Below are 13,477 nucleotides of genomic sequence, written 5' to 3' on the forward strand. Positions count from 1 at the left end.
ATTGCGGTTGCGGTGGGAATCAGGCCGAGGGGCTGGAACGCCGCACCCTCACGGCGTTGCTGCTGATCAATGCCGGCATGGCCCTGGTCGAATCGCTGGCGGGCTGGCGGGCTGGCTGGCCGATTCCTCAGGGCTCCTTGCCGATTCGCTCGACATGCTCGCCGATGCCGCGGTGTATGGGCTGTCGCTGATTGCCGTCGGCAAAGGCGTGAGTCGCCAGGCCCATGCGGCACGGCTGAGCGGGATTCTTCAGATTCTGCTGGGCTTCGGAGTGCTGCTCGATGGGCTGCGCCGCTTCCTGCTCGGCAGCGATCCGCAGAGCCTGCCGATCATCGCGATCGGCGTCCTCGCCCTGATCGCCAACATCGTCTGTCTGCTGCTGATCGCCCGTCACCGCCATGGGGGCGTGCACATGCGGGCGTCCTGGATCTTCTCCACCAATGATGTGATCGCCAATCTCGGCGTGATCCTGGCGGGTTGCCTGGTGTGGGCACTGGGCAGCCCTTACCCCGACCTGATCGTCGGCGTGGTCGTGTCGCTGCTGGTGGTGCGTGGCGGTCTCAGGATCGTGGCGGAGGCTCAGCGCACCACCAGCACACCTTCAGGTCGGCGGTGAACATCTGGCGGAGCCGGTCCGCCCCTGAGCACGCCTCAACACAACGCCACGAGCTGTCGAAGCCAGTGTCCGGCCCACAATGGCTTGACCATGATCCTGGTCCGGGAGGTGCCTTCTTTCCCCTCGACCTCACCGCCTGCGAAGGCTCCCAGCCAACAGCAATCACGCCTCGTGATCCCTCGTATTCCCCTTACTCCTCGGAGGCGGCCAAATCGATGGTGCACCTGGTTCAGGTTCTCTTCGCGGTGTCCCAGCCTGTCGTCAACGCCATCGGCCCCTGGGAGGAGGCGCGACGGGCGCCTCCAGATCGCGACACCATCCGGTTGACTTTCCTTGTCTCCGATGGTCTGTACTTCGGCGAAGCTCCGATGACGGTCATGCAGCGAGAGCCGATGGCCCCGCCCCCATCCTTCAACGGGCGACAGAGCTCCTGCAGGCTGTGGTCGCCACCGGGGCGACGTGACGCCTGACCCCCTGCCGGTCCCTCAGTCCACCCGGAAGGTCACACCCATCACGGCCGTGATGTCCTTCTCAATCGTGGTGGTGTCGTAGGAGCCGAAGCTGCTCATCTCGGTGGAGTTGGGCACCGTGATCTGAAAGGAGCCGGTGTCGGCCTGGGTGATCACGCCGATGTGGGAGCCGGCCTGGCGCGCGATCTCGCGGGCGCGCAGCCGGGCATCACGGGTGGCCTTGGCGAGCATGTCCACCCGCTTTTCAGAGAGCCTGGTGTAGGTGTAGGCCGGATCGTTGATGGTGAGTGGCACCCCCTGGCCCACGAGCTCACCGATCTGCTGGGCCACCGCAGCCACCTTCTCCACCTCGGGGCTGCTGATGCGGATCTGCTGGCGGGTGGTGAAGGTGGTGGATTGCAGCTCACCGGTGCGGGAGTCGCGCACCTCCGACTTGTCGGACTTGATCGGATTGCGGCTGATGGCATCGGCGGGGATGCCCTGCTGCCGCAGAAAGTCGATCGTGCGCTGAACCTCCGGCTGCAGCTCCTGATAGGAGGCCTGAAGGGTCGGTGCGCTCCGGGCCACGTCCACGGTCCAGTCCACGAAGTCGCTGGTGATGCGCTCGGTGCTGGAACCGGTCACGGTGATGGTGTCGTTGCCGCGGCGGACGCCCTTCACAAGCACGCTGCTGGACACCACCAGACCCGTGGCCAGCACCGCCATGGCGAACACCAGCGGTGGCGTGCGGCGCAGGGTGGTCACAAGCGGGGAGAGTGGACCCATGGCCCCGAGGGCGGCTGAGCGGTATGAGCAGTCTGGGTGGGTGGCGCCGCCGTCGCTATGGGGCTGCATGCACCGTCAACGTCAAGTCAGACAGGCCAACTGATCATCGTCGCGGCACGGCAGAGTTTCATCGTCAGAGCCCGGGGCGAGTATGCCAAAGGTCATTCAGGCCGGTCTCGCGTATGGCGCCATCGTTCTCGGCGCCGGGTTCCTGCTCGGTCTGGTCAGGGTTCCCCTGCTGGTCCCTCGCATCGGTGAACGATGGGCGGAACTTGTGGAGATGCCGATCATGGCTGTGGTCATCGATCGGGCTGCCGGGCACATGCTTCGCCGCTTCCCTGACATCTGCTCGCCGATCAGCGCGCTGATCACTGGCGGCCTGGGCCTCGCTCTTGTGATTGCCGCGGAGCTGACTCTCGCCGGAGTCCTTCAGCAACGGTCCATCGCACAGGTCATCAGCAGCCGGGATCAGGTCTCGGGCTCGGTCTACTTGGTCATGCTGCTCATCTTTGCTGCCATGCCAAGGCTTCGTCTTCCCAGGCATCAGGCCTGCGCCAGCCGGGACCATGGGGCCTGATCCCTGGCGCCGATGAATCCTCGTGAACCTCCCCAGTCCCAGTTGGCCGCTGCGGTGGGCATCGCCGCTCTTGTCGCCCCAGCGCTGCACGTGATCATGGACGTCCTGGAGTGGCGCCACGGCGGTTTCTCGACAGTGCAGCTCTGGCTCAACTACCTCGCCTTCCTGCCGATGCCCTGGGATGTGCACTCCTGGTCGGGCAGCGGCCAGGTGCGGCCTGACCCTTCCATCCAGACGACGGGACCCCACAGGTCCGGTCCCGTCTTGCCGGCGGCGCGCTCATCGGACACCAGCCAGCGATCGTCTCAGGGCTCCCCCCAGCTCAGCCCCGGTAACCTGAAGCCTCGCCCGGGCTTTGCCCATGGCTGCATTCAGGCCTCTTCCTGCCCTGGCCCTGGCGGGCGGCCTTGTGCTGGTGCTGAGTGCAGCGTGGCACGCCTGGAATTCACCCGCCCGGAGGTTGGAGCGGCTGCAGCAGGAGGTGGCCCCTAAGGGTGGCCGTGTGTTCCAGACCACTCTCAACAACCAGGAGATGGCCTTTCTGCTTCAGGATTGCAAGCTCTACAAGCTTGAGGTCAGCCGCCGCAGTCTGCGCCGGGAACTGGTGCTGAAGCCCGACTTTTATCCCTTCGCGTTCTGCTTCAAGCAGAGCATCGAGCGCAGGGGAGACAGCCTCGAGGTCTACCTGCTGATGCAGGCCCTGGGTGCCGGCGGCGGTAACCAGGGAGGGGGAACGTACCGCAGCACCGATGGCCGCACATGGCAGTGACATGACCTCCCTTCTGCTCGACATTGTCGTGATCTTCACGATGTCAGCCGTGGCGGTGGTGCTCTGTCACCGCTTCAGCATTCCCAGCTCGATCGGCCTGCTGCTGGCGGGTGTGCTCGCCGGGCCGGATCTGTTCCGGCTGGTGCAGAACGTCCACGAGATCGAACTGCTGGCCGAGATCGGCGTGGTGCTGCTGCTGTTCGTGATCGGGCTGGAGATCTCCCTGGCGGACGTCGCGCGTCTGCGCCGTCATTTCCTCATCGGCGGCTCCCTGCAGTTCTTCGGCACCGCAGCACTGGTGGGGGCGATCTGCAGGGGGCTGGGGCTCTCCCTAGGACAGGGGGTGTATGTGGGCTTCGTGGTGGCGCTCTCCAGCACGGCCATCGTGCTGCGCATGCTGCAGGAGCGAGCCGAACTGGAAACACCGCATGGGCGCACCACCCTGGCGATCCTGATCTATCAGGATGTGGGTGTCGTTCCGGTGATGCTGATCGCACCCCTGCTGGCTGGGGTGGGGGCAGCGTCGGGAGCAGACACGATTGCGGCCCTGCTGGGAAGGATCGCCCTCGTGGCTCTGGTGGCGTGGCTGGCCTGGCGCTGGATCGTGCCCTGGCTGCTGGAGCGCATCACCCGCACCCGCAGTTCGGAGGCCTTTCTGCTCGGTGTGTTCAGCCTTTGCGTGGGCATCGCGATGATGACCCAGTCGCTGGGGTTGTCACTGGCGCTGGGTGCTTTTCTGGCGGGTTTCATTCTCTCGGAGTCGGAGTATTCCCATCAGGCGGTGGCGGTGATGCTGCCCTTCCGCGATGTGTTGATGAGCCTGTTCTTCGTGTCGATCGGCATGCTGCTCGACATCCAGTTCATGCTCGCCCACCCGCTCTCGCTGCTGCTGCTCACCCTGGGAGTGGTGCTGGTCAAACCCCTGGTGGCCGCCGGCTCGGCCCTGGTGGTGGGCCTGCCCCTGGGTGGGTCGGTGCTCACCGGCCTGGCGCTCGCCCAGGTGGGTGAATTCTCCCTGGTGGCCACCAAGGCCGGCGTGAGCACCGGCCTGCTCGGGCCCGACATCTTCCAGACCGTTCTGGATGTGGCCGTGCTGAGCATGATGCTCACCCCGGCTCTGGTGGCCTGCGGTCCAGGCCTGGCCGCCTGGGTGGCCACCACCCCCCTGCGGCGGCTGGAGCGCCGCCGCCTGGTGCCGGTCAGCTCCGGCAGCACCGATGGCCTCAGTGGTCACATCCTGATCGTGGGCTTCGGGGTCACCGGCGCCAACCTGGCCCGCACGGCCCGACGCTGCGACATCCCCTATGCCGTGCTCGATGTGAACGCCGCGATCGTGCGCGATGCCCTCAGCGCCGGTGAGCCGATTCACTACGGCGATGCCAGCCAGGAGCCGATCCTGCGCCTGGTGCATGCCGATCGGGCCCGCGCCATCGTGGTGGTGATCGATGATCCCGCCGGTGCCCGGCGCGTCGTGGAACTGGCGCGCCGCTTTGCTCCCGATGCCTTCATCCTTGTGCGCAGCCGCTACCTGCGTGAGGTGGAAACGCTGCTGTCCCTGGGGGCCGATGAGGTGATCGCCGATGAACTCGAGGTGTCGATCGAGGTGTTCTCCCGCGTGCTGGCGCGGATGCTCGTGCCCCGCGAGGACATCAAGCGTCTGATCGGTGAGGTGCGCGGCGACTGGCGCCAGATGGCCCGCAGCCTCTCGCCGGAGTCCACGGCCGTGAGCGACCTGCGCGTCGCTGTCCCCCACCTCACCACCCACTCCCTGCGCCTGGGCGAACAGTCACCGCTGGTGGGCCACACCATCGCCAGCTGCGGTCTGCGCGCGGAGCACAACGTCACGATCCTGGCGATCACCCGTTCTGGGGAACCCATCACGCATCCCCACGGCCACACCCTCCTGCTGGCTGACGACATCCTCTTCGTGATCGGTCCCGAGGCCTGGGATCCGTTCAGCGTGCGCTGAAGACGTGCCAGCGGCGATCAACGCATGGAATGCAGTCCGATCGGATTGCCCTCCGTGTCGAGCACCACCGAGATGAAGCCGAACTCGCCGATCGCCATCTTCGGGCGGCAGACCTGGCCGCCGGCCGGCACCACGCGACTTTCTTCAATGGCGCAGTCCTCGCAGCTGAAGTACACCATGGTTCCGCCCTTGCCGGGTTCGCAGCCGTCCATGCGCATCAGCGCGCCGCCGGCGCCCACCTGGGAGGTGTCCATCGGGAAGCACCAGTAGTCCATCTCCGGATTGGAGAAGTCCTGGAACTCCACCTGGAACACGTCGGTGTAAAAGGCCTTGGCCCGTTCGATGTCGCTCACGTTGAGCTCGAACCAGGTCACGGGATTGCTCGGCATGGTGCCTCGCGGCGAGGTCCGGTTCAGCTTAGGAACTGTTCCTGGACCCGCTGGTCCCAGGTCGGTGCCAGTGCCCTGTGGTTTGTCAGCATGGTGCGGCGACACGTGGCACGCGGCATCGGATGAACATCGACGGCAAGGCCTGGCGCACGATCTGGCTCGAAGACGGCGGCCGTTCGGTGGGGGTGATCGATCAGACCCGCCTGCCCCACAGCTTCAGCACCCGCTCGCTCGCCACGCTCGATCAGGCCGCCGAGGCGATCGCCACGATGGTGGTGCGCGGCGCCCCCCTGATCGGTGTCACCGGTGCCTACGGCCTGATGCTCGCCCTGCAGGCCGATCCGGGGGAGGCCTCTCTGGCGGCGGCCTTTGAGCGGCTCAACGCCACCCGCCCCACCGCGATCAACCTGCGCTGGGCCCTGGAGCGGGTGCGTGACCGGGTGATTCCGCTGCCTGCGGCCGAGCGCGCCGCCGCGGCCGCGGCGGAGGCGGCCGTCATCGCCGATGAGGATGTGGCCATGTGCGCGGCGATCGGCGATCACGGTCTTGAGCTCCTGAGGCGGCTGGCGGCTGAGCGGCCTCCCGAGCGGCAGCAGGAACCCCTGAATGTGCTCACCCACTGCAACGCCGGCTGGCTGGCCACCGTCGACTGGGGCACCGCCCTGGCCCCGATCTACAAGGCCCACCGTGCCGGGCTGGCCATCCATGTCTGGGTGGATGAAACACGCCCCCGCAACCAGGGCGCCAGCCTCACCGCCTTCGAGCTGGGCCGCGAAGGGGTGCCCCACACCGTCATCGTCGACAACGCCGGCGGTCACCTCATGCAGCACGGCCTGGTGGATGCGGTGATCGTGGGCACCGACCGCACCACCCGCACGGGGGATGTCTGCAACAAGATCGGCACCTACCTCAAGGCCCTGGCCGCCCACGACAACGGCGTGCCCTTCTACGTCGCGCTGCCCGCCTCCACCATCGACTGGACCCTCGCCGATGGTGTGGCCGGGATCCCGATCGAGGCCCGCTCCCCCGAGGAGGTGACCCACATCCAGGGGCTGGCCCAGACCGGCTCCGCAGCGGGTGAGGTCGCCCTGCTGCAGCTGCCCCCCCAGGGAAGCAGGGGCTTCAACCCTGCCTTCGATGTCACCCCGGCGCGGCTGGTCACGGCCCTGATCACCGAGCGGGGGGTGGCACCAGCCAGCGAAGCGGGATTGCGGAGCCTCTATGGACCGCTGGCCTCGGGCTCAGAGCCAGCGGCGGCGGCGGAAGTAGAGCGCTAGACCCGCGCCGATCAGCACCATCAGTCCCAGGGTGGCCTGATAGCCAAGCCGCCAGCGCAGCTCCGGCATGTTCTCGAAGTTCATGCCGTACACGCCCGCGATGAAGGTGAGCGGGATGAAGATCGACGAGATGATCGTGAGCGTCTTCATGACTTCGTTCATGCGGTTGCTGAGACTGGAGAGATAGGTGTCGTGCATGCCGCCGAGGATGTCCCGGTAGGTTTCCACCATGTCGATCACCTGAATGGTGTGGTCGTAGAGATCACGCCAGTACACCCGGGTGCTGTCGGTCAGCACCGGTGAGGATCCCTTCTCGATCGCACTGATCACTTCACGGCAGGGCCATGCCGCCTTGCGCAGCGTCAGCACGTCGCGCTTGAGATAGTGAATGTCCTGAATGTCATCCGGGCTCGGGTCTTCGAGAATCTTGTCATCGATCTCCTCGATGTGATCACCGATCTGCTCGATGGCCTGGAAGTAGTGATCCACCACCGTGGCCATCAGTGCGTAGGCGAGGTAGTCGGCCTTCAGCTGCCGGATTCGGCCCTTGCCCTTCCTGATTCTTTCACGCAGGGAATCGAAGACATCTCCCTCATCCTCCAGGAAGGAGAGCACCACGTTCTCGGCCAGGATCAGGCTGAGGTGCTCGATGCTGATCGAGGCGCTGCTGCGCTCGAACTCCATCATCTTCATCACGATCAGCAGGTAGTGACCAAACTCCTCCAGCTTGGGGCGCTGGCTGGTGTTCACCAGGTCTTCCAGCGTCATCGGGTGGAGGCCAAAGTGTTCTCCCAGTCTTTCGATCAAGCCCACGTCGTGGATGCCATTGACGTTGATCCAGGTCACGCTGTTCCCAGCCAGGGCCTGCTCGAAGCACTGGCTCAGTTCCACATCCTGGGTTTCACTCAGCTGCTCGGCGTTGTAATCGAAGATGTCGACACGGGCGCGCTCACACTTGCGCTCGCCAACGAACACCATCGTTCCCGGCGCCATCCCGGCTTTGCTGCCCCCGCCGCTGTGCGTGCGTGCCTGGCGGCGCCGACCGGACCTTCTGGATCGCCCCATCGCGGCGGCGGCGTCTGCCGGTCTCAGTGACCTTGATGCTGGCACGGTTCGGCCGCTGCGCCCTTCCCTAGCCTCCTGGTCAATCCCCGCCACTCCGCCGGATGCCGAGTCAGAACCGCTGGTCACAGGCCGAGGCCGAGGCCGCCGTGGCCCGCTACGGCGCCGTGGGCATCAGCAGAGATCTGGCCCTTCGCACCTACAGCGCCCGACTGCTCGGCGGCGACCCCGACCTGGTGCTGCATGGCGGCGGCAACACCTCCGTGAAGACCGAGGTCACCGGCCTGCTGGGCGAGACCATCCCGGTGCTGTGCGTCAAGGGAAGCGGCTGGGACCTGGCCACGATCGAGCCCCCCGGCCACCCGGCCGTGCGACTGGAGCCCCTCCAGGCTCTGAGGGTTCTCGAGCGCCTCAGCGACGAGGACATGGTGGCCGCCCAGCGCAGAAACCTGATCGACCCATCAGCCCCCAACCCCTCGGTGGAGGCCCTGCTTCACGCGTTCCTGCCCCACAAGTTCGTCGATCACACCCACTCGATCGCCCTGCTGGCCCTGGCCGATCAGCCGGACGCCGAAGCGCTCTGCCGGGAGGTCTACGGCGATCGTGTCGCCCTGGTTCCCTACGTGATGCCCGGCTTCGCCCTGGCCAAGGCGGCGGCTGAGGCCTTTGAGGCGGCCGAGCAGCGGGCCATGGCCGCCGGGGTGGAGCTCGAAGGCATGGTCCTGCTGCAGCACGGTCTCTTCTCCTTCGGCGCCACGGCCGAGCAGAGCTACGGGCGGATGCTGGCTCTGGTGGGGGAGGCCGAGGCACGCCTGGCCCGGGTGAGCGCCCAGCCCAGGCCGCGACCCCTGCCGGAGCCCCCCATCCCTGCGGCTGCCGTGCTGCCGGTGCTGCGCGGGTTGCTCAGCCGGGCCGCCGGGGCCGACGTGGCCTCACGCCGCTGGCTGCTTGATCTCCGCGCCTCGGAGCCCGCCCTGGCGGTGGTCAACGATCAGCGCCTGGTCGACTGGGCTCACCGCGGCGTGGCCACGCCCGACCACGTCATCCGCACCAAGGCCCAGGCGCTGGTGCTGCCACCCGCCTGCGGCGATCCGGGCCCCTGGACGGAGGCCGCCGCCATGGCGCTGGAGGCGTTCATCGCTGACTACAAGGCCTACGTGGCTCGCCAGAATGCCCGGGTCGGCGGTGGACGCACGCCGCTGGATCCCCTGCCGCGGGTGCTGGCCATCCCCGGCCTTGGGCTGGCGGGCGTGGGCCGCTCGGCCCAGGAGGCCTCCGTCACCGCCGATATCGCCGAAGCCTGGGCCCGCACCCTGCTGGCAGCGGAGGCCCTGGGCCGCTTCCAGCCCGTGGGTGAGGACGACACCTTCGACATGGAGTACTGGAGCCTGGAGCAGGCCAAGCTCGGTAAGGCCAAGGAGCTGCCCCTGGCCCGATGCGTGGTGCTGGTGACGGGCGGCGCCGGAGCGATCGGGGCCGCCACCGCCCGCGCCTTCGCCCGGCGAGGCGCCGATCTGGCGGTGCTCGATCGCCAGGGAGAGCAGGCCGTGGAGGTGGCGGCCAGCTGCGGGCGCCGCGCCCTGGGTCTGGCCTGCGATCTCACCGATCCCCAGGCTGTACGCCAGGCGCTGTCGGCGGTGGCGGGCCACTTCGGCGGCCTCGACATCGTGGTCAGCAATGCCGGTGCCGCCTGGAGTGGCGCCATCGCCGATCTCAGCGACGCCGACCTGCGGGCCAGTTTCGAACTCAACCTCTTCTCACACCAGAGCGTGGCCCAGGCAGCGATGGCCATCTTCCGCGCCCAGGGAATGGGCGGTCAGCTGCTCTTCAACGTGAGCAAGCAGGCGCTCAACCCCGGCCCCGGCTTCGGCGCCTATGGCATCGCCAAGGCGGCCCTGATGGCTCTGATGCGCCAGTACGCCCTCGAGGGCGGTCGCGAAGGGGTGCGCGCCAATGCCATCAATGCCGATCGCATCCGCTCCGGCCTGCTGGATGAGGGCATGATCCAGGAACGCTCCGCCGCCCGGGGCGTCAGCGAGAAGGCCTACATGGCCGGCAACCTGCTGGGTGAGGAGGTGCGGGCCAGCGATGTGGCGGAGGCCTTCGTGGCCCTGGCCCTGATGGAGCGCACCACCGGCGCGGTGCTGACCGTCGATGGGGGCAACGTGGCGGCGATGGTGCGCTGAGGGCCTCAGGCCGGGCTTCGGGACCCGGCCATCAGGGCCAGGCCCAGCCCTCCCCAGAGGAGCACCAGCGCCAGGCAGAGCCCGGTCCAGGCCGGCAGCCCCCAGCTGCTCACCGCCAGCGGCGCCACCACCGTGATCACTCCTCCGGCCACGATCGGCTGGAGCAGCAGTTGCTTGATCGAAAACGGCTGCAGGGCTTCGCTGCGATCCAGTGGATCAGCCATGCGCAGCAGCAGCAGTCCGCTGGCCGCCACGCCGGTGGCCTGGCCGAACTCGATGATCCCCCGCTCGAACCAGGCCGAAGGCAGGATGCGCGGGGCCAGCAGCAGCAACACCCCCAGGTTCCAGGCCAGACCGGCCAGGGCCAGGGCCGTGAGCGACATCCAGTCGTGAGCCAGCAGGGTCAGATCCAGGCAGGCGGTGGCTGCCGTGATCAGCAGATCGGCCGACACCGTGCCCAGGCGGTTCTGCACCCGGGTCGAGACCCAGTGGTCCTTGCCGGAACGCTCCAGCAGCCAGCGCACCAGCAGCGATCCCACCAGGGCCAGGGGGAACACCGGGAACACATCGACCACCATCGCCAGCCCCCCGCCCACGTGGTCGGCCACCCGCCGCAGACCGGCAAGGGCCACCACGCCGAAGGCCACGGCGAGTCCCGTCAGGGCCAGGTTGAGGGCCAGGGCCGAAAGCCTCAGCTCCGGCGGTGGGGGCAAGGGTGGCTCGGCCTGGGCGGCAAGCGCCTCAGCCTGCTGGGGCGTGACGCCCTCCTCCGGCTCAGGGGGGTTCGCCACGCCTGAGGCGATGGTGGACCCTCCCATCAGCCAGCCCCGGCTGCGGGCCAGCACCACCACCAGCCCCCCCACCACCGTGGAGATCAGCAACCCCACCGTGGCCATGGCCAGACCCAGGGCCTCGCCGCCTTCGAAGCCCAGGCTGGCGTAGCTGGCGCCCATGGCGGCGGCCGAGCCGTGCCCCCCCTCGTAGGCCACCTCGATCAGGCAGGCCATCAACGGATGGACTCCCAGCAGCGGCTGCAGCACCAGCAGCACCACCAGGCCACCCACCAGGTACTGACCGAAGGCCAGGGTGAGGGCCAGCAGCACCTGGGCCGAGAGCGGCCGCCAGAGCCCGGCCGGTCTGGGCAGGGGTTTGGCCAGCAACAGCGTGGCGAACACCAGGGTGAGCAGCACCATCGGCAGCTGATCCCAGATGTCGATCACGGGTTGGCTGAGCAGGGGCACCAGCCCCGCCGGCGCCACCAGCAGGCCGAGCACTCCGGCCAGCAGGGCCTCGGGAATGCCCCAGTGGCGCAGTCCGAGCACATCACCGAGGCTGCGGCCCACCACCAGCACCAGACCAAGGGCCACCAGCGCCACGGCCGGCGTCTCCACGGCCTCCACCAGAATCCTGACGCTGACTGGGATGAACGGCATCAGAGGGCTAGGTGCTTCCGGAAGAAAGCCTCTGTGGCCTCCAGCACCTCAATCTGCACGGTGCCGCTGCGGAAGCCATGGCCTTCACCCGGAAAGCGATGCAGTTCCACGGGGATCCGGTTCTGCACCAGAGCCTCCACGATCCGTTCGGTCTGGGCTGGGGGGACCACCTTGTCCTCGAGACCCTGGAAGAAAATCACCGGGCAGCGGATCCGCTCGGCGTGGTGGAGCGGGGATCGGGCCTCATAGATGGCCCGTGCTGCCGGCCAGGGACCCACGAGGCCGTCGAGGTAGCGGGCCTCGAAGCGGTGACTGCTGTCGGCCAGGCTGGCGAGGTCGGCCACGGCGTAGCGGCACGCCCCCGCACGGAACACATCGCTGAAGCAGAGGGCGGCCAGCACGGTGAACCCACCGGCGCTGCCTCCTTCGATCGCGATCCGCTCAGGGCTGGCGCGGCCCGTGGCCACCAGGGCGCGGGCCGCCGCGGAGCAGTCGGCCACATCCACCACACCCCAGAGCCCATCGAGCCTTTCGCGGTAGGCCCGCCCGAAGCCCGTGGAGCCGCCGTAGTTCACATCCACCACGCCCCAGCCCCGGCTGGTCCAGTACTGAATGGCCGGATTCAGACCGGTGCCGGCCATGCCCGTCGGTCCGCTGTGACCCTTCACCAGCAGCGGCGCACCGGCGTTGCCTCCCCCCTGAGGGGGGTGATACCAGGCGTGGGTGGGGCGGCCTCCGTAGCCCTCGAACCAGAGCGCCTCAGCCGGCTGTCCGCCGTCCGCCGGGATGGAGTGAGCCAGCGGACGGCGGACAGCCGCCGGCACCCCCGCCAGGTCGGCGGCCGCCTGGTGCCGCCAACGGCCCCTGGCCAGATCCAGGCTGAGCAGGCCCGCCTCGGTGCTGGCGTCGGCGGCCACCGCCACCAGCTGGCCGTTCTCGGCCCAGAGCCCCTCGAGATCATCGAAGGGGCAGGGGATCGGCTCCCAGCGAGCCAGGGCTGGCTCCGTTCCGCCGTCTGGGTCACGGGTGTTGAGCAGCACGCGGCCCAGCTGCCAGCGGCCCTGCACGCAGGCGGCCGCCACCAGCTGGCGGCCATCCCAGGCAGTGGTGAGCATCCCGTACACCCACTGCGGCATGCCGAACTCCGCCTCCATCGGCAGCAGCCGCTGCCAGGCCCCAGCGCCTGTGGCCTCCAGCCTCTCCAGGTTCCACCAGCCGTGGCGGTCGTTGGCCACCACCAGATCCCCGTTCGCCAGCCAGAGGGGCTGGAAGACCGAGCAGGCCGCCGGCTGGCCCGCCGTGCCGGAGCCGGCGATGAGCCGCGCCGGACCCAGCTCTCCTCCGGGCAGCACGTCCGCCAGCCAGAGCTGGCTGCGCTCCCAGGGCATGTGCGGCTGCTGCCACTCCACCCAGGCGAGACGGCCGCCATCGGGGCTCAGCACGGCATAGCCGCAGAAGTCGAGGGCCTGGCGCAGCAGCTGCGGTTCACCCCCCTCCAGGGGCACGGCCACCAGCTGATCGAGCCCGCCGGCCTCCATCACCCCGATCCAGCGCCGTCGCCGCCCATCGATCAACCCATCGGCGAAGGCGCGCTCCCCCGGCTCGGTGAGCCGCATGGGCTGAGCCGACGGCCGCTCGGTCTCGAGACGCCAGAGGCAGCGATCGCGATCGTTCACCACCACCACAGGCCCGCCCGCGCTGGCTCCGGCCGGTCCCCGGTCCACCGCCACCACACCGCCGCCGTATTCATGGACGCGGCTGCGCAGGTTCCAGTCGCCGGGCGTGAGCTCGATCGCCTCGGCTGTGGGCGAGGGTCTCATCATCAAGGTGGTGCGCCCCTGCTCGGCGGGGCGTTGCTCCAGCCAGAACAGCCGGCCTCGGTGCAGCTGGGGTTCCTTGATCCGCGGCGTGCGACCCACCACCTCCGACGCCTCCAGGGGCCGGCCCGGCCCGGCTCCTGCACC

At 68.4% G+C, this 13,477-nt stretch carries 11 protein-coding genes; 5 read left to right on the plus strand and 6 right to left on the minus strand.

Features of this window, described 5'->3' with window-relative positions; genetic code table 11:
* The first annotated feature begins 7 nt into the window (after window positions 1-7).
* Window positions 8-616, plus strand: coding sequence for a cation transporter (locus tag I1E95_RS11660; RefSeq protein WP_197162440.1), 609 nt, complete (start codon window positions 8-10; stop codon window positions 614-616).
* 485 nt (window positions 617-1,101) lie between these two features.
* Here I1E95_RS11660 and I1E95_RS11665 read toward each other — a convergent pair whose 3' ends face one another.
* Both I1E95_RS11665 and I1E95_RS16945 read right to left on the minus strand, forming a co-directional pair.
* Complete coding sequence (locus I1E95_RS11665; protein ID WP_197162442.1) at window positions 1,102-1,851, minus strand: SIMPL domain-containing protein; 750 nt, start codon at window positions 1,849-1,851, stop codon at window positions 1,102-1,104.
* Between the two features lie 133 nt (window positions 1,852-1,984).
* Window positions 1,985-2,287: a hypothetical protein gene (locus I1E95_RS16945; protein WP_231594596.1), complete on the minus strand. Its 303-nt coding sequence runs from the start codon at window positions 2,285-2,287 to the stop codon at window positions 1,985-1,987.
* Window positions 2,288-2,789: 502 nt separating this feature from the next.
* On the opposite strand from I1E95_RS16945, the gene I1E95_RS11675 reads away from it, so the two are divergent.
* Entirely contained in the window at window positions 2,790-3,197 is a 408-nt protein-coding gene (locus tag I1E95_RS11675; RefSeq protein ID WP_197162446.1) for a hypothetical protein, read from the plus strand.
* A 1-nt stretch (window position 3,198) separates the two neighbouring features.
* The gene (locus I1E95_RS11680) at window positions 3,199-5,166 is read left to right on the plus strand and encodes a monovalent cation:proton antiporter family protein (protein ID WP_197162455.1); all 1,968 of its coding nucleotides are present in this window, start codon (window positions 3,199-3,201) and stop codon (window positions 5,164-5,166) included.
* Window positions 5,167-5,183: 17 nt separating this feature from the next.
* On the opposite strand, the gene I1E95_RS11685 is transcribed toward I1E95_RS11680, so the two are convergent.
* Window positions 5,184-5,555, minus strand: coding sequence for a VOC family protein (locus I1E95_RS11685; RefSeq protein ID WP_197162457.1), 372 nt, complete (start codon window positions 5,553-5,555; stop codon window positions 5,184-5,186).
* 122 nt (window positions 5,556-5,677) lie between these two features.
* Here I1E95_RS11685 and mtnA point away from each other — a divergent pair, with 122 nt between their 5' ends.
* Window positions 5,678-6,832, plus strand: a complete 1,155-nt coding sequence (gene mtnA / locus I1E95_RS11690; RefSeq protein ID WP_197162459.1) for an S-methyl-5-thioribose-1-phosphate isomerase — start codon at window positions 5,678-5,680, stop codon at window positions 6,830-6,832.
* Here mtnA and corA read toward each other — a convergent pair.
* Window positions 6,797-7,825 carry a magnesium/cobalt transporter CorA gene (gene corA / locus I1E95_RS11695; RefSeq protein ID WP_231594597.1) on the minus strand — a complete coding sequence of 343 codons (1,029 nt, stop codon included), beginning with the start codon at window positions 7,823-7,825 and terminating at the stop codon, window positions 6,797-6,799. The two genes, mtnA and corA, sit on opposite strands and share 36 nt — an antisense overlap.
* A 173-nt stretch (window positions 7,826-7,998) precedes the next feature.
* On the opposite strand from corA, the gene I1E95_RS11700 reads away from it, so the two are divergent.
* Entirely contained in the window at window positions 7,999-10,080 is a 2,082-nt protein-coding gene (locus I1E95_RS11700) for a bifunctional aldolase/short-chain dehydrogenase (RefSeq protein WP_197162463.1), read from the plus strand.
* A 5-nt stretch (window positions 10,081-10,085) separates the two neighbouring features.
* Here I1E95_RS11700 and I1E95_RS11705 read toward each other — a convergent pair whose 3' ends face one another.
* Together I1E95_RS11705 and I1E95_RS11710 are read right to left on the minus strand one after the other, a co-directional pair.
* Window positions 10,086-11,513, minus strand: a complete 1,428-nt coding sequence (locus I1E95_RS11705) for a sodium/glutamate symporter (protein WP_197162465.1) — start codon at window positions 11,511-11,513, stop codon at window positions 10,086-10,088.
* Window positions 11,513-13,435 carry a prolyl oligopeptidase family serine peptidase gene (locus tag I1E95_RS11710; protein WP_197162467.1) on the minus strand — a complete coding sequence of 641 codons (1,923 nt, stop codon included), beginning with the start codon at window positions 13,433-13,435 and terminating at the stop codon, window positions 11,513-11,515. Before I1E95_RS11710 ends, I1E95_RS11705 begins: the two co-directional genes overlap by 1 nt.
* Window positions 13,436-13,477 lie beyond the last annotated feature (42 nt).

The sequence above is a fragment of the Synechococcus sp. CBW1107 genome, from assembly GCF_015841355.1.
In the GTDB taxonomy this organism is placed as follows: Bacteria; Cyanobacteriota; Cyanobacteriia; order PCC-6307; family Cyanobiaceae; genus Regnicoccus_A.